This is a genomic window from Streptomyces dangxiongensis (assembly GCF_003675325.1).
GTDB lineage: Bacteria > Actinomycetota > Actinomycetes > Streptomycetales > Streptomycetaceae > Streptomyces > Streptomyces dangxiongensis.
The window spans coordinates 6,808,782-6,827,477 of the sequence record NZ_CP033073.1; the positions used below are offsets into that span (position 1 = coordinate 6,808,782).

Annotated in this window: 19 protein-coding genes; 4 read left to right on the forward strand and 15 right to left on the reverse strand. The window is 72.0% G+C overall.

Annotated elements, in window-relative coordinates; genetic code table 11:
• Positions 1–66: 66 nt before the first annotated feature.
• Complete coding sequence (locus D9753_RS30875) at positions 67–1,779, reverse strand: SpoIIE family protein phosphatase (RefSeq protein WP_121789983.1); 1,713 nt, start codon at positions 1,777–1,779, stop codon at positions 67–69.
• Positions 1,780–2,585: 806 nt separating this feature from the next.
• Between D9753_RS30875 and D9753_RS30880 the strand changes: the two genes are divergently transcribed.
• Positions 2,586–2,996 (forward strand): DUF6153 family protein, encoded by a 411-nt coding sequence (locus D9753_RS30880; protein ID WP_240468331.1) that lies wholly within the window; start codon positions 2,586–2,588, stop codon positions 2,994–2,996.
• Between the two features lie 92 nt (positions 2,997–3,088).
• Positions 3,089–3,742, forward strand: coding sequence for a DUF305 domain-containing protein (locus D9753_RS30885; RefSeq protein ID WP_121789984.1), 654 nt, complete (start codon positions 3,089–3,091; stop codon positions 3,740–3,742).
• Positions 3,743–3,784: 42 nt separating this feature from the next.
• On the opposite strand, the gene rocD is transcribed toward D9753_RS30885, so the two are convergent.
• The 8 genes from rocD to D9753_RS30925 all read right to left on the reverse strand — a co-directional run bounded on the left by rocD (position 3,785) and on the right by D9753_RS30925 (position 11,113).
• A complete protein-coding gene (rocD, locus tag D9753_RS30890; protein ID WP_121789985.1) occupies positions 3,785–5,002 on the reverse strand; it encodes an ornithine--oxo-acid transaminase in 1,218 nt (405 codons plus the stop codon).
• Entirely contained in the window at positions 5,002–5,811 is an 810-nt protein-coding gene (gene ddaH, locus D9753_RS30895) for a dimethylargininase (protein WP_121789986.1), read from the reverse strand. Before ddaH ends, rocD begins: the two co-directional genes overlap by 1 nt.
• 152 nt (positions 5,812–5,963) lie before the next feature.
• A complete protein-coding gene (locus tag D9753_RS30900) occupies positions 5,964–6,449 on the reverse strand; it encodes an Lrp/AsnC family transcriptional regulator (RefSeq protein WP_121789987.1) in 486 nt (161 codons plus the stop codon).
• 37 nt (positions 6,450–6,486) lie between these two features.
• Positions 6,487–6,666 (reverse strand): hypothetical protein, encoded by a 180-nt coding sequence (locus D9753_RS30905; protein WP_121789988.1) that lies wholly within the window; start codon positions 6,664–6,666, stop codon positions 6,487–6,489.
• Between the two features lie 144 nt (positions 6,667–6,810).
• Positions 6,811–7,761: a cytochrome c oxidase assembly protein gene (locus D9753_RS30910; protein WP_121789989.1), complete on the reverse strand. Its 951-nt coding sequence runs from the start codon at positions 7,759–7,761 to the stop codon at positions 6,811–6,813.
• 110 nt (positions 7,762–7,871) lie between these two features.
• Entirely contained in the window at positions 7,872–8,897 is a 1,026-nt protein-coding gene (locus tag D9753_RS30915; RefSeq protein WP_121789990.1) for a 6-phosphofructokinase, read from the reverse strand.
• 227 nt (positions 8,898–9,124) lie between these two features.
• On the reverse strand, positions 9,125–9,853 hold the full coding sequence (locus D9753_RS30920; protein ID WP_121789991.1) for a type 1 glutamine amidotransferase: 729 nt from the start codon (positions 9,851–9,853) through the stop codon (positions 9,125–9,127).
• A 21-nt stretch (positions 9,854–9,874) separates the two neighbouring features.
• Positions 9,875–11,113 carry a MurT ligase domain-containing protein gene (locus tag D9753_RS30925; RefSeq protein ID WP_121789992.1) on the reverse strand — a complete coding sequence of 413 codons (1,239 nt, stop codon included), beginning with the start codon at positions 11,111–11,113 and terminating at the stop codon, positions 9,875–9,877.
• Positions 11,114–11,266: 153 nt separating this feature from the next.
• Between D9753_RS30925 and def the strand changes: the two genes are divergently transcribed.
• A complete protein-coding gene (gene def, locus D9753_RS30930) occupies positions 11,267–11,806 on the forward strand; it encodes a peptide deformylase (RefSeq protein WP_121789993.1) in 540 nt (179 codons plus the stop codon).
• Between the two features lie 24 nt (positions 11,807–11,830).
• Here def and D9753_RS30935 read toward each other — a convergent pair whose 3' ends face one another.
• Complete coding sequence (locus tag D9753_RS30935) at positions 11,831–12,475, reverse strand: TetR family transcriptional regulator (protein ID WP_121789994.1); 645 nt, start codon at positions 12,473–12,475, stop codon at positions 11,831–11,833.
• 170 nt (positions 12,476–12,645) lie between these two features.
• Between D9753_RS30935 and D9753_RS30940 the strand changes: the two genes are divergently transcribed.
• Positions 12,646–13,875, forward strand: coding sequence for an acyl-CoA dehydrogenase family protein (locus D9753_RS30940; protein ID WP_121789995.1), 1,230 nt, complete (start codon positions 12,646–12,648; stop codon positions 13,873–13,875).
• Between the two features lie 75 nt (positions 13,876–13,950).
• Here D9753_RS30940 and D9753_RS30945 read toward each other — a convergent pair whose 3' ends face one another.
• The 5 genes from D9753_RS30945 to D9753_RS30965 form a co-directional block, all read right to left on the reverse strand.
• Positions 13,951–14,472, reverse strand: coding sequence for a cupin domain-containing protein (locus tag D9753_RS30945; RefSeq protein WP_121789996.1), 522 nt, complete (start codon positions 14,470–14,472; stop codon positions 13,951–13,953).
• A gap of 7 nt (positions 14,473–14,479) precedes the next feature.
• Positions 14,480–15,694 (reverse strand): cytochrome P450, encoded by a 1,215-nt coding sequence (locus D9753_RS30950; RefSeq protein ID WP_121789997.1) that lies wholly within the window; start codon positions 15,692–15,694, stop codon positions 14,480–14,482.
• Positions 15,691–16,755 carry a type III polyketide synthase gene (locus D9753_RS30955; protein ID WP_121789998.1) on the reverse strand — a complete coding sequence of 355 codons (1,065 nt, stop codon included), beginning with the start codon at positions 16,753–16,755 and terminating at the stop codon, positions 15,691–15,693. The genes D9753_RS30950 and D9753_RS30955 overlap by 4 nt, the downstream gene beginning before the upstream one ends.
• A gap of 249 nt (positions 16,756–17,004) precedes the next feature.
• Entirely contained in the window at positions 17,005–17,238 is a 234-nt protein-coding gene (locus tag D9753_RS30960; RefSeq protein WP_205614305.1) for a DUF6213 family protein, read from the reverse strand.
• 26 nt (positions 17,239–17,264) lie between these two features.
• Positions 17,265–18,650: an NADP-dependent succinic semialdehyde dehydrogenase gene (locus tag D9753_RS30965; protein ID WP_121789999.1), complete on the reverse strand. Its 1,386-nt coding sequence runs from the start codon at positions 18,648–18,650 to the stop codon at positions 17,265–17,267.
• Positions 18,651–18,696 lie beyond the last annotated feature (46 nt).

An 18,696-nucleotide genomic window follows, 5' to 3' on the forward strand; every position in this document is an offset into this window, starting at 1 on the left:
CGGTCCCGGCGCTCCTTCCCGTTCCACTCACTCATCGCCCGCTTGCCGCCTTCCGCCCGGGACCGTTCACAGGGGTGGCCGCACGGCCAGCAAGGCGACGTCGTCCAGGCCGGGCGGGTGGACGCGGCGCAGCAGCTCGTCGGTGAAGGACTCCAGCGAACGGTGGGCGAGGGCGGCGGCGTGCTGGCGCAACCGGTCCAGGCCGTCGTCCAGGGTCTGCCCGGGCGCTTCGATCATGCCGTCGGTGTACAGCAACAGGGTCGACCCGGGCGGCAGCATGACCGTTGCGTCGGGGCGGGGAGCGTTGACCCCCGTTCCCAGGAGGAGCCCGTGGCCGTCGGTGAGGTAGGACGCCAGGCCGTCGCGGGTGACGAGCAGGGGCGGCGGATGGCCGGCGTTGGTCCAGGACAGCACCCAGTCGCCGCCGCCGTCCCGCACCACGCGGGCCATGACGAGGGTGGCCATGGTGACGTCGGTGATGGGCATCATCGCCTCATCCAGCCGTTCGACGATGCGGCTGGGGGGCTCCTTCTGCGACCAGGCGTAGGCACGCAGCATGTTGCGGAGCTGGGCCATGCCGGCCGCGGCCTCCAGATCGTGTCCCACGACGTCCCCGATGACCAGGCCGGTGGCCCCGTCGGACAGGGTGAAGGCGTCGTACCAGTCACCGCCGACGTGTGAGCCGTCGGGAGCGGGCAGGTAGCGGACGGTCATCTGGAGCCCGGGCACACGTGGCATCTGCGGCAGCAGGTGGTTCTGCATGGTCTCGGCGACCTTGCGCTGACGCTGGTAGAGGCGGGCGTTGTCCAGGGCCAGGCCGGCCCGGCGGGCGATGTCCTCGACCAGGGGAAGGTCGCTGCCGGCGAAGTTCCCGGGCTTCTCGGCCCGGCCCAGGGTGAGCGCGCCCAGGACTTCGCGGGCCGTGCGTATCGGGGCGATCGCCGCGGAGTGGATGCCGGTGGCGTCGAACAGCCGGCGCTGTTCCACCGCGATGCCGGAGTCCGGCGGCCCGTGGTAGGTCTCGGGCCCGGCCAGGGTGGAGGCGACGCCGCGCAGGGCCCGCGACAGGGGCATCGGGGACTGCTCCGGCACGGGCGGCATCGGCCCCTGGAGGTCCTCGTGGTGCGTCAGGCGGTCGCCGTCGGCCTGGACCACGGCGGTGCGCCACACCTCGTCGCGTTCGGTGATCAGGTCGATGACGACCCAGTCCGCCAGCCGGGGCACGACCAGCGTCACCAGCCTGCGCAGGGTCTCGTCGACCTCCAGGGTGGAGGTGAGCTGGGTGGTGGTCTCGGCCAGCAGAGCCAGCCGCTCGAGTTCGGTCAGCGACTCGGCGGCATGCTGCGGGCGCGTGCCGAGGTCCGGCAGCGGCTCGGGGGCGTGGAAGATGACGATCGTGCCGTTCACCCCCGGGCCGAGCGTGTAGGGGCTGATCAGCCAGGAGACGGTCATTACAGAGCCGTCGGCGTGGGCGAAGTAGTCCTCGTCGGCCTGCGCCGCGCGTCCCGCGTGGAAGGCCTGCCGCATGCTGCACCGAGTGGCGGGCAGAGGATGTCCCTCCGGCCCGCGGTGCAGGAGGTCGTGGGCGTCGCGGCCGACGAGTTCCGCGGCGGAGCGGCCCAGCACGCGTTCGGCGCTGCTGTTGGCGACGAGGATGCGGCCCTGCTCGTCCACGACGTACGCGGGCGCCCCGATGGCCTCCAGCGCGGAGGCCGATCCGGCGGGAGGCGCTGCCCAGGTCTCCCGCCGACCGGTCTCCGTCTTCTCCGGTTCCGCCATCTCCTCGCCTTCCGGATCATCGAGGTGCCACCCCGCTCGTTGCTTCGCACATTGTGACGCGCCGGGCCCTTCGCACGCCTGGTTGCCGTATGCCCCGTCGCGGCGGGACCTCTCACATCATCCCGTGCCCGGCGGTGTCGGCATCGCCACAGCCGGGACCGGCGCAGGCGCCGTCGCGCACGCACGCCCAGCAGTACCGAGTCTCACACCCACCGGCCGGACCCGCGCGCGTGAGCGGCTCCGCCGCACCGGGCCCGCCGAGAACCCGGGTGCCGGCCGGTCACCGCAACCACCCCCACCGCGGCGGCGGTCCCGGCCCACCCGCCCCCGCCCGGGGCGGTCGGTGCCGGTCCACCCGCCTCCGCCCGGTGCGGACGGTGCCGGTCCACCCGCCTACGCCTGGTGCGGTCGGTGCCGGTCCACCCGCCTACGCCTGGTGCGGTCGGTGCCGGCCCCCCGCCTCGCCCGGAGCGGACGGTCCCGGCCCCCCACCCACCCCGCCCGGAGCGGACGGTCCCGGCCTCCCACCCACCCCGCCCGGTGTGGACGGTCCCGGCCCACCCCGCCTCCGCCCGGTGCGGACGGTGCCTTGCACACCCGCCCCCGCCTGGTGCGGTCGGTGCCGGCTCCCGCCTCCGCCCGGTGCGGACGGCGCCGCCCCCCGCCTCCGCCCGGCACGGACGGCCCCGCCCACTCGCCCCGCCCGGTGCGGACAGTGTCGGTCCACTCGCCCCGCCCGGTGCGGACGGGCCGGCCTCGGTGTGCCACTGTCCGGTGGTCGTCCCCGGCGCCGTACGATGTGGCCGATGTCCCCGACGACCGGTGCCCGCCCGCACGCCTCGCCACCGCCCCGGCGGCACTGGCGTGCGCTGCTCGTGCTGGCGGTGCTGGCCGGGCTGCTCGGTATGCACGCTCTGGCGCCCGGCGGGGGCATGGGACACGCGGGACACGTCCGGGCCGCACACGGCACGGTCGCCGTCACCGCGCCGGACGACTGCCCGGACGGCGACGGACACTGCGGCGGCCACCGGCCGCACCACGCCGACCCCGCCTGCGCCTCCGGCGCGGTGGACGGCGGCCCGCAGCTTCCCCCGCCGGTCCCCGGCCCGGCGCACGCCGCCGCGCCGGCGCCCTGCCCGCCTCCCGGTCCGGCCACCGCGCCCGAGGGCGCCCGCGCCCCGCCCGACCTGGCCGAACTCCAACTCCTGCGCATATAGAGGCCGCCCCGGCCGCACACCCTGCCAGACGCGGGTGCCGCGGCCGCGTCCACGTGTACCCGAAATCCCTCCGGAACAGCAGGAGTTCCCGTATGACCCGCCGTACGCAGACCCCCCGCGCCCTGACGCGCCGTGCCGCCGTCACCGTGGCCGCCGCGACCGCAGCCCTCCTCCTCGCCGCCTGCGGCGGGAACGGTGGCACCGAGGGCGCCGGCGGCAGCACCGCCTCGGCCGCACCGAGCGCCTCCACCACCGCGCACAACGCCCAGGACGTCGCCTTCGCGCAGGGCATGATCCCGCACCACCGGCAGGCCCTGGAGATGGCGGAACTGGCCGACGACCGGGCCTCCTCGACGCGAGTCAAGGACCTCGCCGCTCGGATCGAGAAGGCTCAGGGACCGGAGATCCGCACCATGACCGGCTGGCTGACGTCCTGGGGCAAGCAGGTGCCCAGGACCGGCATGGACCACTCCGGTCACTCCGCCATGTCCGGGATGAGTGGGATGTCGTCGATGCAGGGAATGATGGATGACGACGACATGACCGCGCTGAGGAAGGCCACCGGCAAGGAGTTCGACAGCCGGTTCCTGGCGCTGATGGTCGCGCACCACCAGGGCGCCGTCGAGATGGCCACGACCGAGCGGGACAAGGGCCGGTACGGCCCCGCCCTGACCATGGCGGACGCCGTCGTCACCGCCCAGACCGCCGAGATCAAGGAGATGAGGCAGCTCCTCGGCACCGGCTGAGCGCCCGGCGGGCGGGCGCCGGCACCGGCGCCCGCCCGTCCCTCAGGCCAGCACCTTCGCCAGGGCGGCCAGCGCGGAACGCAGCTCCTCCGCGGTGATCGTCAGCGGCGGCGCCAGCCGGATCGTGGACCCGTGGGTGTCCTTGACCAGGATCCCCTCACGCATGAGGCGCTCACTGATCTCGCGGCCGGTGCCCAGGGCCGGATCCACGTCCACGCCCGCCCACAGCCCGCGCGCCCGGAACCCGGCCACACCGTTGCCGGCCAGCCCGGCCAGCCCGTCCCGCAGGATCACGCCCAGCTCAGCCGCCCGGCGCTGGAACTCGCCGGTCGCCAGCAGTTCGACCACGGCCTCGCCGACCGCCGCCGCGAGCGGGTTCCCGCCGAACGTCGAGCCGTGCTCGCCCGGGTGCAGGACGCTCAGCACCTCGCGCCGGGCGACCACCGCCGACACCGGCACGATGCCGCCGCCCAGCGCCTTGCCGAGCAGCAGCACGTCAGGGACGACGTCCTCGTGCTCGACGGCGAGGGTGCGGCCCGTGCGGCCGAGGCCGGACTGGATCTCGTCGGCGATGAACAGGCAGCCCTTGCGGCGGGTCAGCTCCCGCACCCCGGCGAGGTAGCCGTCGTCCGGGATGACCACACCCGCCTCGCCCTGGATGGGCTCGATCAGCACCGCCGCCGTGGTGTCGTCGACGGCGGCCTCCAGCGCGGCCAGGTCGTTGTACGGCACGATCCGGAAGCCGGGCGTGAAGGGGCCGAAGCCCGCGCGGGCCGTCTCGTCGGTGGAGAAGCTGACGATGGTCGTCGTCCGGCCGTGGAAGTTGTCCGCGGCGACCACGATCGTCGCCTGCCCGTCCGGGACGCCCTTCACGTCGTACGCCCACTTGCGTGCCACCTTGACGCCGCTCTCCACCGCCTCCGCGCCGGTGTTCATCGGCAGCACCATGTCCAGGCCGGTCAGCTCGGCGAGCCGCTCGGCGAACCCGGCCAGCCGGTCGTTGTGGAAGGCGCGGGAGGTGAGGGTGAGCCGGTCGAGCTGGCGGTGGGCGGCCTCGATCAGCGCCGGGTGCCGATGGCCGAAGTTGAGGGCGGAGTAGCCGGCCAGCATGTCGAGGTAGCGGTTGCCCTCCACGTCCTCCACCCAGGTGCCCTCGGCGCGGGCCACCACCACGGGCAGGGGGTGGTAGTTGTGCGCGAGAACCGGCGCCTCGGCGCGGATCAGGTCGTCGGTCGTACGGGTGCGCGCGGGTGCGGTCATCAGCGGATCTCCTGGGTGCAGCACTTGATGCCCCCGCCGGCCTTGTGGAACTCCGACAGGTCGACGGGGACGGGGACGTAACCGTGGCCGGACAGACGCTCGGCCAGCGCCTCGGCCCGGGGTGCGATGAAGACGTGGCGGCCGTCGGAGACGGAGTTCAGCCCGAACGCCATCGCGTCCTCGCGGGTGGCGAGCACCGCGTCCGGGTACAGGCGCCGCAGGACCTCCCGGCTGCCCGGCGAGAACGCCTCGGGGTAGTAGCAGATGTTGTCGTCGTCCAGGACGAACAGCGCCGTGTCCAGGTGGTAGAAGTACGGGTCCACCAGGGTCAGGCCGATCACCGGGTGGCCGAGGAACTCCTGCACCTCCCGGTGCGCCTCCCGGGTGGTGCGGAACCCGGTGCCGGCGAGCACGTACCGGCCGGTCCACACCAGGTCGCCCTCGCCCTCGGCCACCGACCCGGGGCGGTGCACGTCGTAGCCCGCCGCCTCGAACCAGGTGTCGTAGTGCACCGACTCCGGGCGCCGCTCCGGGGCGTGGAACAGGGAGCCGAAGACCCGGCCGCCGACGACGAACGCGGCGTTCGCCGCGAACACCATGTCGGGCAGGCCCGGGACCGGCGGGACGGCGTCGACCGTGTGGCCGTGGGTGCGGTAGGCGCGGATCAGTGCCTGCCACTGCTCCCGGGCGAGATCCACGTCGACGGGCCTGTCGGGAGACATCCAGGGGTTGATGGCGTACTGGACGGCGAAGTGCCTGGGTTCGCAGACCAGGAACCGCCGTGAGCGCCGCACACGCACGTCGGACACAGAGGGTTTCCTCCGTTCTCCTGTGTGTCACTGGGGTGACACCACGGTAGGAAGGGAGGGAGACGGACGACAAGTGACATGAGCTGCGCGGACGCGCAGGAACGCTGCGTTGCACACGGCGCGTGCGCACGATCGCTGCGCGCCTCGTCGGGTCACTCGGGTGCCGCGTGGGTGGCGCCCGCCTCCGGGCTCTCCGGGAGAAGGTGGGACAGCACCATCACGCTGATCGTCTTCCGGATGAACGGCTCCGCGCGGATCCGTTCCAGCACCTCCTCGAAGTGGTCGACGTCCCGGGCGCGCACGTGCAGCAGCGCGTCGGCGCCCCCGGTGACCGTCATGGCCGCCGCGATCTCCGGATGGTTGCGGACGACCTCCGCCAGACGCCGGGGCGGGGCGGCGCCCTCGCAGTAGACCTCGACGTACGCCTCCGTGCGCCAGCCCAGCGCCGAGGGCTTCACCGTCGCGGTGAACCCGGTGATCACCCCGGTCTCGCGCAGCCGGTCCACCCGCCGCTTGACCGCCGTGGCCGAGAGTCCGATCACCGCGCCGATCTCGGCGAAGCTGGTCCGGGCGTTGCCCATCAGCGCGGTGACGATCCGGCGATCCAGCTCGTCGAAGGAGGGCGTCCTGCTGTTCATGCGGGCACTGTAGTGAACGGGGGTGCCGGGGACGGACTCATGACCGGGTGACGACCATGGCCAGGGTCAGCAGCCCCAGGACCACCCACCCGAACCACAGCCAGCCGTTGCTGCCGAGCGCGACCGTGTAGGCGGTGACGACGACGAGTCCGCCGATCGTGAGCGCCCCCATCGTCCGGATGGAACCGTTCATGGAACCGTTCGTGGATCCGCGCATCGCGACACCCTCCTCATGGTCCGTCCATGACCATGGTGCCCCGATTCCCGCCCGGAGGGCACACCGCACCGCTGCCGGAAGCGCACCGCACCGCCGCGGGGGCGACGGAGCCGCGCCGAGGAAAACGCGCGGACAGCGCGCGGGTCAGCCCTCGCGGGCGTTCAGGGAGGCCAGATAGGCGTTGTACGCCGCCAGCTCCTTGTCGCCGTCCCGGTCGGCGGCCCGGTCCGTGCGCCTGGCCTGCCGCTGCTCGGAGCGGTACCACTGGAACAGCAGCGCTATCAGCACCAGCACCGACGGGATCTCGCTGAACGCCCAGGCGATGCCGCCCGCCGCGCTCTGGTCGGACAGCGCGTCGACGGCGAGCGAGGCCGGCGGGTTCCGGAAGGTGTCCACCATCGGCGTCGACGCCATCATCAGCGCGATACCGAAGAACGCGTGGAACGGCATGCCGGCGAACAGCTCCAGCATCCGCATCAGATGGCCCGGCCGGTGCGGGCCCGGGTCGACACCGATGATCGGCCAGAAGAACACGACCCCGACCGCGAGGAAGTGCACCATCATCGCTATGTGCCCGGCCCTGGAGCCCATCAGGAAGTCGAACAGCGGGGAGAAGTACAGGGCGTACAGGCTCGCGATGAACAGCGGGATCGTGAACGCCGGATGCGTGACGATCCGCATGTACCGGCTGTGCAGGAGCATCAGCAGCAGCTCGCGCGGGCCCCTGCGGCCCCGTCCGGCGACCGGCAGCGCGCGCAGCGCCAGCGTCACCGGGGCGCCCAGCAGGATGAGGATCGGCGACAGCATGCTGATCACCATGTGCTGCACCATGTGCACGCTGAACATGACCATGCCGTAGTCGTTCAGCCTGGTGCACATCACCAGCACGATGGTGAGCACGCCGACGACGTACGACACGGTCCGCGAGACCGGCCACGCGTCCCCGCGCCGCCGCAGCCGCACGACACCCCAGCCGTACAGAGCCAGCCCGGCCAGACAGGCGACCAGGAAGAAGGGGTCGGCCGACCATCCGAGCCCTCGCCCCAGCGTGAACGGCGGCAGATCCATGGTCATGCCGTGCCCGCTGTGATCCATCCGCCGGCTCCTGATTCGTGGGGGTTGTACGAGTTGTCCGCCCCAAGAGTAGAACCGCCCCCGGTCACGACCGTGACCGGGGGCGGCATGTCAGGGTCCGGGCCGCCGGACTACAGGACGCACTCCGCCTCGACGTACCGCTCCGCCGGCACCGTCTTCAGCGTCGCCACGGCCTCCGCCAGCGACACCATCACGATGTCGGTCCCGCGCAGCGCCGTCATCCGGCCGAACTCGCCCCGGTGCACGGCCTCCACCGCGTGCCAGCCGAACCGCGTCGCCAGCACCCGGTCGTACGCCGTCGGCGTGCCGCCCCGCTGCACATGCCCGAGGATGACCGGCCGGGCCTCCTTGCCGAGCCGCTGCTCCAGCTCCACCGAGAGCTGACGCGCTATCCCCGCGAAGCGCTCGTGGCCGTAGACGTCCTTGCCGCCCTCGTCGAACTCCATGGAGCCCGGCCGCGGCTTGGCGCCCTCGGCGGCGACGACGATCGCGAACCGCTTGCCCGCCTCGAACCGCTCGCCGACCTTCCGCGTCAACTCGTCGATGTCGAAGGGCCGCTCGGGTACGACGATGGCGTGGGCGCCGGCCGCCATGCCCGAGTGCAGCGCGATCCAGCCGGTGTGCCGGCCCATGACCTCCACGATCAGCACGCGCTGGTGGGACTCGGCGGTGGTCTTCAACCGGTCCAGCGCCTCGGTGGCGACACCCACCGCAGTGTCGAACCCGAAGGTGACGTCCGTGACGGCGATGTCGTTGTCGATGGTCTTGGGCACGCCCACGATGGGCAGCCCGTTGTCCGACAGCAGCCGGGCCGCCTTCAGCGTGCCCTCACCGCCGATGGGGATGATCGCGTCCAGGCCCAGCTCCGCGACATGGCCCCGGGCCCGCTCCACCCCGTCCCGCAGATGCTCCGGACGGACCCGGGAGGAGCCGAGGATGGTGCCGCCGCGTGCCAGGATGCCGCCCACGGCGTCCAGGTCGAGCTTCGTGTAGTCGCATTCCAGGAGACCCTTCCAGCCGTCCCGGAAGCCGATGACCTCGTCGCCGTGGTCGGCGACGGCGCGGTGCACGACGGACCGGATGACGGCGTTCAGGCCGGGGCAGTCGCCGCCGGACGTGAGGACACCAATGCGCATAGCCCGAAATACCTTCTCAACGTGGGCCGGGAAACCGGACCACGTTGTCCGGCGGATTCCCGGTCACCCTACCGGCGTGAGGGGGTGGCTCCGTAGCGGGCGTCCGCCTGCTGGACTCGTCCGCACATGTGAGCGGACAGGCCGTCAGGCGGGCCCGTCACAAGCCTGCCCCACCCCGCTGACATCCCGCTGAACACCCGGTTACGCGGGCTGCTGCGCAGCCGTGCTCACGCAGGCTGCTGCGCAGCCGCGATGCGCTCGTCGCGGAGTGCCTCGTACCAGTGGTCGTCGATCGGCGGCAGCGCGTTGACGTCCAGCGCCAGCTTCAGCAGCAGGTCGGCGATCTGCGGGTTACGGGCGAGCACCGGGCCGTGCATGTACGTGCCGAAGACCGTCCCGTTGTACGCGCCCTCCGTGCCGTCCCCGGTGCCGTTGCCCTTGCCGATCCGCGTCCGGGCGAAGGCACGGGCGGTGGGACCGAGGTGGGTGACGCCCTGGTGGTTCTCGAAGCCCGTCAGCGGGGGCAGCCCGAGCTGCGGGTCGATGTCGCCCAGCACGTCGCCGACGCACCGCTCGCCCTCGCCGCGCACGGACACCACGTCGAGCAGGCCGAGGCCCGGCTCGCGCTGACCGAGGTCGTTGATGAACTCGTGGCCGAGGATCTGGTAGCCCGCGCAGACGGAGAACACGATCGCGCCGTTCTCCACCGCCCGGTGCAGATGACCGTCGCGGCGCAGCCGCTCGGCGGCGAGCCGCTGCGGACGGTCCTCACCGCCGCCGATCAGGTAGATGTCGCCGGAGGTCGGGATCGGCTGGTCGCTGCGCACGTCCAGGCGCGCCACGTCCAGGCCGCGCTGCCGGGCCCGGCGCTCCACGACGAGCGCGTTGCCCTGGTCGCCGTAGGTGCTCAGCAGGTCCGGGTAGATCCACACCAGCCGCAGTTGGTTGTCACTCATGAGGTGATCGCCCTTCGAAGATCAGTTGCCGACGCGGCGGCGCAGGTCCTGGAACGCGGTGTAGTTCGCGATGACCTCGATACGGCCGGGCGGGCACGTCTGCACGGCCTGGTCGAGGTTCTCGCAGACCTGGAAGTGCTGGTTCGCGACCTCCAGGCGGACGGCGAGGTCCAGCTTCCGGTCGCCGATCACGAAGATCGGGTGGCCGGTCAGCCGCGTGTAGTCGACGTCCCACAGCCAGGAGGTGTCGGTGCCGTCGGCGCCGCGCGCGTTCACGGACAGGATCACCGGGGCGGGGGGCGGGTCGATCAGGGAGAACGTCTCCAGCCAGCCGGCCGGGTTCTTGGCCAGCAGCAGCCGCAGGTCACGGTTCTGGAACTGGACGACGTCGTACCGCCCGGCCACCGCCTGCACCTGGTACATCCGCTCCAGGGCGACCTGGGGCGGCACGCCGAACACGGCGGCGACGGCCGCGGAGCTGGCCGCGTTCGCCTTGTTGGCGCGGCCGGGCAACTGGAGGTGGATCGGCCAGGCGGAGCCGTGCGGGTCCAGCACGTGGTCCCCGGACAGCGCCCAGGACGCGGTGGGCCGGCGGAAGCCGCACTCGCCGCAGAACCAGTCGTCGCCGGGGCGCTGCATGACGCCACCGCACGACGGGCAGGACCAGGCGTCGTCCTTCCACATCTGTCCGGCTGCGACCCAGATCACATTCTGCGAGGAGGACGCGGCCCACACCACCAGCGGGTCGTCGCAGTTGGCGACGATGACCGCCTTGGAACCGGCCAGGCCCTCACGCCAGTTCTCGGCGAGCATCCGGGTCTCGGCGGCGCGGTCCAGTTGGTCGCGGGAGAGGTTCAGCAGCGCGATGCACTTGGGGCTGGTGTCCCGGGCCACGCCGGCCAGGTACTTCTCGTCGACCTCGATGACGCCGAACTTCGCGTCCGAACCGCCGGCCAGGGCCGACGTGATGCCGGCCGGCATGTTGGCGCCCAGCGCGTTCGACACGACGGGGCCCGCGGCGCCCAGGGCCTCCGCGATGAGCCGTGTCGTCGTCGTCTTGCCGTTGGTGGCGGACACCAGGACGACGTCCAGGTTCTGGGCGAGCCGCCCGAGCAGGTCGGGGTCGAGTTTCAGCGCGACCCGGCCGCCGATCACCGACCCGCTGCCGCGTCCCGCTGCGCGCGATGCCGCAGCGACCGCCTTGCCCGCGGTCACGGCCAGCTTGGCCCGCGGCGAGAGCGGGTCCGAGTTGCCTGCCATCAGTTCTCGATCCTCCTTGCGTACGCGCCGCGCCTGGGGCCATCCGGCAACGTGGTGTGAACGTCAGCCTATCGAGATCCGTTCGTACACCCGAATCCCGGTCCACGCCTTCCGCGGCGGGGCATGAGCTGAACGAACCGTACCCTTGCCGCCATGCGACACGGTTCCATTCCGGGCGTCCACGGGCGCGTCCGGCCCCTCACCCTGCTCGGCGACGCGCCCCTGCGCGAGCCGTGCCGGGACGTCACCGACTTCGGCCCCGGCCTGGCCGCTCTCGTGGAGGACCTCTTCGCCACGATGTACGCGGCGCGGGGGGTGGGCCTGGCCGCGAACCAAGTCGGGGTCGGTCTGCGGGTGTTCGTGTACGACTGTCCCGACGACGAGGACGTCCGTCACCTCGGTCACGTCGTCAATCCGCGCCTGGTGCGGGCCGACGGCGTGGTGCTCCGCGGCCCGGAGGGCTGTCTGTCCCTGCCGGGGCTGGAGGCGGCCACAGAACGGTACGACCACGCGGTGGTCGAGGGGTTCACCGTGACCGGGGAGCCGGTCACGGTCCACGGCACGGGGTTCTTCGCCCGGTGCCTCCAGCACGAGTGCGACCACCTGGAGGGGCGCGTGTACGCGGACCACCTCACGGGCCTGCGCAGGCGCAGGCTGCTGCGACAGATCTCCCGGGCCTCCTGGCACCGGTGAGGTGAGGCGCGCGGGCGGGGGCCGTCAGAACCCGGGGCCGCCCAGCCGGTCCCCGGCCGCCGCGAGCCGCCCCCACAGCAGGTCGGCCAGGGAGCGCACCAACTCGGCCCTGGAGCAGGGCCGTTCACTCAGCCACCAGTCGCCGGCCGCATGCATCATGCCGACGATGCCGTGCCCCCACACCCGGGCCAGCCGCTGGCTCTCCGGTCCGACGTCCACCCGCTCCTCGATGACCCGGGCCAGCTCCTCGCCCATCCGCCGCAGCAGCGGAGCGGAGTGCTTGCCGACGTCGAATCCCTGGTCGTGCCCGGTGCTGCCCTCCGCGGGGTGCATCAGGAACCGGTACACCTGGGGCCGGGCCTCGATCGCGGCGAGGTAGGTGTCGAGGGTGGACTCCACCCGCTCCCGCCGGTCCGCCGGAGCGTCCAGCGCGGCCCGCAGCGAGTCGAGCAGCGCGTCGGTGTGCCGCATGGCGAGAGCGGCGTACAGTCCGCCCTTGTCGCCGAAGTGCCGGTAGAGGATCGGTTTGGTGATGCCGGCCTCCGCCGCGATGGCGTTCATCGACGCCTGCGGGCCGTCGCGCAGCACCACCCGGTCGGCGGCCTCCAGCAGCTCGCGCCGTCGGCGGTCGGCCGACCGCTGCTGATCGGTCCGCTGCGTGGTGTCCATGTGCTCTCCCCACCCGTGCTGATTCGGTGACGCCAGCGCAAACTAACACTGACCGGGCCCCTGACATCGAACGGGATGCCGAAGGTCCCTCACCGGTTGACTTTTCCTACCCGTCAGTAACAGACTCGCGTTACCGCTAGTAACATCGCACTGCCGCCGCTGGAGGGGACATGGCCGAGTTCACCATGGAGCTGAACGACGAACAGAGGGAAGTCCGGGACTGGCTCCATGGCTTCGCCGCGGACGTGATCCGGCCCGCCGCCGCCGAGTGGGACGAGCGCGAGGAGACCCCCTGGCCGGTTATCCAGGAGGCGGCGAAGGTCGGCATCTACTCCCTCGATTTCTACGCCCAGCAGTACTTCGACCCCACCGGTCTCGGCATCCCGATGGCGATGGAGGAGCTGTTCTGGGGCGACGCGGGCATCGCCCTCTCCATTGTGGGCACGGGCCTGGCCGCCGTGGGCGTTCTCGCCAACGGAACCGAGGAGCAGATCGGCACCTGGATCCCGCAGATGTACGGCGACGCCAGTGACGTCAAGGTCGCCGCGTTCTGCTCCTCCGAGCCCGACGCCGGCTCCGACGTCGCCTCGATGCGCACGCGGGCCGTGTACGACGAGGCCAAGGACGAGTGGGTGATCAACGGCACGAAGACCTGGGCGACCAACGGCGGCATCGCCAACGTCCACGTCGTCGTCGCCGTCGTCGACCCGGAGCTGGGGTCCAAGGGCCACGCGTCCTTCATCGTCCCGCCGGGCACGCCGGGCCTCGCGCAGGGCCAGAAGTTCAAGAAGCACGGCATCCGCGCCTCGCACACCGCCGAGGTCGTCCTCGACGACGTCCGCGTCCCCGGCTCCTGCCTGCTGGGTGGCAAGCAGAAGCTGGACGAGCGGCTCGCCCGGGCCCGGGAGCGGGCCAAGGCCTCCGGCGGGGAGAGGGTGAAGAACGCGGCGATGGCCACCTTCGAGGCCTCGCGGCCGGCCGTGGGCGCGATGGCGGTCGGCACCGCCCGGGCCGCGTACGAGGTGGCCCTCGACTACGCCAGGACCCGTGAGCAGTTCGGCCGGCCCATCATCGACAACCAGGGCGTGGCCTTCCAGCTCGCGGACATGCGGACGCAGATCGACGCGGCGCGGCTGCTGGTGTGGCGGGCCTCGTGGATGGCGGTCAACGGCAAGTCGTTCACGGCTGCCGAGGGATCGATGTCCAAGCTGTTCGCCAGCGAGACCGCGAAGCAGGTCACCGCGCAGGCCATTCAGATCCTCGGCGGCAACGGATACACCCGCGAGTACCCGGTGGAGCGCATGCACCGGGACGCGGCCATCTACACGATCTTCGAGGGGACGAGCGAGATCCAGCGCCTCGTCATCGCGCGGACGCTGGCCGGGATGCCGATCAGGTAGCGCCGCGGGCGAGGGTGCGCGGCGGGGGGCCGTGGCTCGCCGCGCGGTTGCCCGCGACCCCCGGGGCGGGGACGCTCACCGGTGTCTCAGCGGGGTGAGCTGCTCGATGTCGTACTTGGCCCGCAGCGCCTCGATGGCCTCCTGATCCGGCGGGCCGCCGTTGCCGAGGATCTCGAGCAGCTCCTCGAAGTAGCGTTCGTGATCCGGTGGCGGGCTCGCCTGGAAGAACATCCTCGCGGGCGTGTCCGTCGGGTTCGCGAACGCGTGCGGGCATCCGGGCGGTACGACGACGACCGTGCCCGGCGTCGCCCGCACCACTCTGCTGCCCGAACCCGACTCCCACTTCCGCCAGTTGTCGGGTGTGCGGACGCGGGGCTCGAAGGCGAGGACGTCCAGTTCACCCTCTAGGACGTAGAACAGCTCCTCGCTGCGGGTGTGCACATGGGCGCCGACGTCGAAGCCCGGCGGGACCTCCACCTCGAAGGTCGAGGCCATCCGCGAGTGGGTTCCGGTGACCTTGAACGTCACCCGCTGGGCCGGCGTCTCCACGACGCGGCCGTGGCCCGGCGGCACGTACAGTCCCTCCGTCTTGGTCATGGGCCGGTCACCAGGCCACCGGCAGGGCCTCGGGGCCCCGGATCAGCGCCCCCTTGCGGAACGGCACCTCGTCCGGCGGCACGGCCAGCCGCAGGCCCGGCACCCGGTCCAGCAGGGCGTCCATCAGCAGTTCCTCCTCCAGCCGGGCCAGCATGCCGCCGGGGCAGTAGTGCGGGCCGAAACCGAACGACACATGCGGGTTCGGGCTGCGGGAGAAGTCGATGGTCTCCGGTTCGGGGAAGACGTCCGGGTCGCGGTTGGCGGCCAGGTAGGAGACGTAGACCGCGTCGCCGGCGCGGATGCGGACGCCGTGGATCTCCACATCCTCCAGGGCGATCCGGGACAGGCCGACCGCGTTGCGGTGCGGGATGTAGCGCAGGAGTTCGTCGATCGCCCGGGGACGTGTCCCGGGCTCCGCGCGCAGCCGGTCCACGAGGTCGGGGCGGGTCAGCAGCAGGTAGAACAACTGCCCGCTGTTGTTGGTGACCGCCTCGCCGCCGATCTGGAGCAGGACGGCGAGGCCGACGGCCTCAGCCGGCGTCACCTCGCCCCGGCCCACCGCGGCACCGAGGAGCGAGGTGACGTCCTCGCCCGTGCTGTTCCCGCGCCCGCCGATCAGGTCCGAGAAGCAGGCGCTCATCTCGCGCTTCGCCTTCTCGCTGACCTCCTTGCCGTGCGCGGAGGACAGGATGAGCTGGGTCCAGTTGTGCATCTCGTGCCGGTCACCTGCCGGGACGCCCATCAGCTCGCAGATCACCGCGATGGGGAACGGGCTGAGCACCGCGCTGGTGAGATCGGCGGGCGGGCCGCCCTGGAGCAGCCGGTCCACCAGGTCGTCCAGCATGCCGCGCGCCTTGTCGCGCAGCCGCTCCACGCCCTTCGCCGTGAAGGCGGCGGCGACCGAGCGGCGCAGCCGGGTGTGGTCGGGCGGGTCGAGGAAGCCGACCGCGCCCCGGTCGGGGATGAAGTGCGGGGCGAGCCGGGTGACGGGCTTGTCCATCACCGCCTCCCGGCCGAAGCGGGGGTCGTTGGCCACCGCGCGCACGTCGTCGTACCGGGTGACCAGCCACGCCCAGCCCTCGCCGTTCGGCAGTCGGACCCGGCTGACCGGGCCCTCCCGCATCAGCTCGGCCAGCACCGGGTCGAAGTCCGTCCCGGTCAGGTCGAGCGCCGGCCAGTGCCGGACCGGGGGCAGGCACGCGGTGAGGGTCTCCTCGGTCATCGCCCGTCCCCGTTCGAGGAGCCCCAGCGGCCCACCGTCATCTCGGCGGTGATGCCGGGGCCGAACCCGGCGAGCAGTCCGCGCGCCCCTTCCTCGGCGCCGCCCTCGTCGAACAGCCGGCGCAGCGCGTCCAGGACGACGGCGCTGGCGATGTTGCCGTACTCGGTGAGCGTGGCCCGGCTGAACCGGAACGCGTGCGGCTCGACCTTGAGGAACTTGCTGAGGTCGTCGAGTATTCGGGGACCGCCCGCGTGGATGATGTAGAAGTCCAGGTCGGAGGCGTCCCAGCCGTGCAGGCCCGCCAGGTCTTTCAGTGCCGGGGCGAGGGGCTCCATGGTCGTGGGGACCCGCTTGTCCAGCAGGAAGTGGAACCCGGTGGCCCGGACGTCGTACGCGATCCAGTCCTCCGTCTTCGGGATCAGGTACGAGCCGTTGCGCTCCAGTCGGACGCCCGTGCCGCCGCGTCCGCGCACCACGGCGGCGGCGATGCCGTCACCGAACAGGCCGTTGGAGAGCAGCGAGCCGATGCCGAGGTCGGTGGGCTGGTAGCACAGCGAGCAGAACTCGCAGGCCACGATCAGCGCGTTGGCGTTCGGGTAGGCCGAGCAGAAGTCGTGGGCCCGGTTGATCGCCGCACCGCCGGCCGCGCAGCCCAACTGGGCGATGGGGAGCTGACGGGTGGTGCTGTCGAAGTCCATCTCGTTGATCAGCCACGCCGTGAGCGAGGGCATCATGAAGCCCGTGCACGATACGTAGATGATCACGTCGATGTCGCTGGTGAGCAGCTCGGCGTCGTCGAGCGCGCGCTGGATCACCTCGGGGACCCGGGCCTTGGCCTCGGCTTCGTAGAGCTTGTTGCGGTCCTCGAAGCCGGGGTGCTTGAGGGTCTCCTCGATGGGCTGCACGATGTGCCGGGTCTTCACGCCCGTGTTCTCGATCAGCCGCAGCGCGAGGGGCAGTTGAGGGTGGTCCTCGTGGCGGGAGCGCGCCAGCTCCAGCGTCTCCTCCATCGTGATCACGTGCTCCGGGACCGATACCGAGGGTCTGCACAAAGTCGCCATGAACCGTCCCTGCTTTCCGCGTGCCGGCGGGCCTTCGCCCACCGGTCCGTAGGTGGTTCACCTCTGTGGGTGCTCCACCCACCGTCACCCGGGAGGCCCACGATCTCTCGTTGGATTACTCCGAATCGGGGACCCCGGATACGGCGACCAGGGCGGATTCCGCCGCCGGACGAGGGAAGACACCGTGCCGGCCGTTACGGCGACCCGACGGCCCGGCGGGGCAGGGCGCCCGGTGCCGCGCAGACGCTCCTACGGCGCTCCGCTGCTGTGCGCGATACAGGCCACGTCGATCCGGTCCGCCAGCTTCGCCAGCTCGATGGTCAGAGCGGCGACCGTGTCCTCGTCCAGCGGCTGCTCCCCGGCGTCGACGAGGTGCAGCCACCGCGCGCCCACGGTCCGCAACAACTTACTCACGTCGGCCGCGGCCACCTGCAAGGTACCGCGGTCGTCGACGATCAGAGGCAGGGTCACTTCGCGGTTCACAGAACGGGATGTTAGCCGCGTGGCGCTCACGCACCCTGCCAAACCGTCGTGATGTTGCAGAACTCCCGGATTCCGTGCCCGGACAGCTCACGCCCGTACCCCGAGCGCTTGACCCCGCCGAACGGGAACGCCGGATGGGAGGCGGTCATCCCGTTGACGTACACGGCACCGGCCTCCAGGTCGCGCGCGAACCGGTCGACCTCGCTCTCGTCCCGCGTCCACACGTTGGAACTCAGGCCGAACGGCGAGTCGTTGGCGATGAGGACCGCCTCGTCCAGGTCACCGGCCCGGTAGAGCGTGGCGACCGGTCCGAAGGTCTCCTCGCGGTGGACGCGCATCCGGCGGGTGATGCCGGCGAGCACGGTCGGCGGGTAGTACCAGCCGGGCCCGTCGGGCCGCCGTCCGCCGCACAGCACCTCGGCGCCGCCCCGCATCGCGTCGTCGACCAGCTCCTCCAGATCGGTCCGCCCCCGCTCGCTGGCGAGCGGCCCGACCTCGGTGTCCTCCTCCAGCGGGTCACCGACCCGCAGGGCCCGCATGCCGGCGACGAACTTCTCGGCGAAGGCGTCGTAGACGTCGGTGTGCACGATGAACCGCTTGGCGGCGATGCACGACTGCCCGTTGTTCTGCACGCGCGCGGTCACCGCGACCTCGGCGGCGCGGTCCAGGTCGGCGGAGGGCATGACGACGAAGGGATCGCTGCCGCCCAGTTCCAGCACCGTCTTCTTGACCATCTCCCCGGCGCTGGAGGCGACCGCCCGGCCCGCCGGTTCGCTGCCGGTCAGGGTGGCGGCCTTCACCCGCTCGTCGCGCAGGATGTCGTCCACCGCGGCGGAGCCGATCAGCAACGTCTGGAAGCAGCCCTCCGGGAAGCCCGCCCGGTGGAAGAGGTCCTCCAGATACAGGGCGGTCCGGGGCACGTTGGAGGCGTGCTTGAGCAGGCCCACGTTGCCGGCCATCAGAGCGGGCGCGGCGAACCGGATCACCTGCCAGAGCGGGAAGTTCCAGGGCATCACGGCGAGGACCGGGCCGAGCGGGCGGTAGCGCACCCGGACCCGGGAGGCGCCGGAGTCCCGCACGTCCTGCCCGGGCGGCTCCTCGTCGGCCAGCAGTCCCTCGGCGCGCTCCGCGTACCAGCGCATGGCCTTGGCGCACTTCTCGGCCTCCGCGCGGGCCTGCTTGACCGGCTTGCCCATCTCGGTCGTCATGATCCGGCCGATCTCCTGCCGGTCCTCGTCCAGCAGGTCGGCGGCCCTGGTGAGCAGGCGGGCGCGGTCGGCGAACGTCGTCGTCCGGTACGTGCGGAACGTGGCCTCGGCGAGCTGGAGCCGGCGTTCCAGCTCCTCCTCGCCCATGGGCTCGTACGTCTTGAGTGTCTCACCGTTCGCCGGGTTCACCGTCGCGATGGGCATGGCTGACCTCCCTGGGAGCGGGCCTGTTCCGACCTTCGCGCGCGGC

Coding starts and splice junctions, on each gene's coding strand:
- D9753_RS30875 (WP_121789983.1), bottom strand. CDS start 1,779: ATGGCGGAACCGGAGAAGACGGAGACCGGTCGGCGGGAGACCTGGGCA.
- D9753_RS30880 (WP_240468331.1), top strand. CDS start 2,586: ATGTCCCCGACGACCGGTGCCCGCCCGCACGCCTCGCCACCGCCCCGG.
- D9753_RS30885 (WP_121789984.1), top strand. CDS start 3,089: ATGACCCGCCGTACGCAGACCCCCCGCGCCCTGACGCGCCGTGCCGCC.
- rocD (WP_121789985.1), bottom strand. CDS start 5,002: ATGACCGCACCCGCGCGCACCCGTACGACCGACGACCTGATCCGCGCC.
- D9753_RS30900 (WP_121789987.1), bottom strand. CDS start 6,449: ATGAACAGCAGGACGCCCTCCTTCGACGAGCTGGATCGCCGGATCGTC.
- D9753_RS30905 (WP_121789988.1), bottom strand. CDS start 6,666: ATGCGCGGATCCACGAACGGTTCCATGAACGGTTCCATCCGGACGATG.
- D9753_RS30910 (WP_121789989.1), bottom strand. CDS start 7,761: ATGGATCACAGCGGGCACGGCATGACCATGGATCTGCCGCCGTTCACG.
- D9753_RS30915 (WP_121789990.1), bottom strand. CDS start 8,897: ATGCGCATTGGTGTCCTCACGTCCGGCGGCGACTGCCCCGGCCTGAAC.
- D9753_RS30920 (WP_121789991.1), bottom strand. CDS start 9,853: ATGAGTGACAACCAACTGCGGCTGGTGTGGATCTACCCGGACCTGCTG.
- D9753_RS30925 (WP_121789992.1), bottom strand. CDS start 11,113: ATGGCAGGCAACTCGGACCCGCTCTCGCCGCGGGCCAAGCTGGCCGTG.
- def (WP_121789993.1), top strand. CDS start 11,267: ATGCGACACGGTTCCATTCCGGGCGTCCACGGGCGCGTCCGGCCCCTC.
- D9753_RS30935 (WP_121789994.1), bottom strand. CDS start 12,475: ATGGACACCACGCAGCGGACCGATCAGCAGCGGTCGGCCGACCGCCGA.
- D9753_RS30940 (WP_121789995.1), top strand. CDS start 12,646: ATGGCCGAGTTCACCATGGAGCTGAACGACGAACAGAGGGAAGTCCGG.
- D9753_RS30945 (WP_121789996.1), bottom strand. CDS start 14,472: ATGACCAAGACGGAGGGACTGTACGTGCCGCCGGGCCACGGCCGCGTC.
- D9753_RS30950 (WP_121789997.1), bottom strand. CDS start 15,694: ATGACCGAGGAGACCCTCACCGCGTGCCTGCCCCCGGTCCGGCACTGG.
- D9753_RS30955 (WP_121789998.1), bottom strand. CDS start 16,755: ATGGCGACTTTGTGCAGACCCTCGGTATCGGTCCCGGAGCACGTGATC.
- D9753_RS30965 (WP_121789999.1), bottom strand. CDS start 18,650: ATGCCCATCGCGACGGTGAACCCGGCGAACGGTGAGACACTCAAGACG.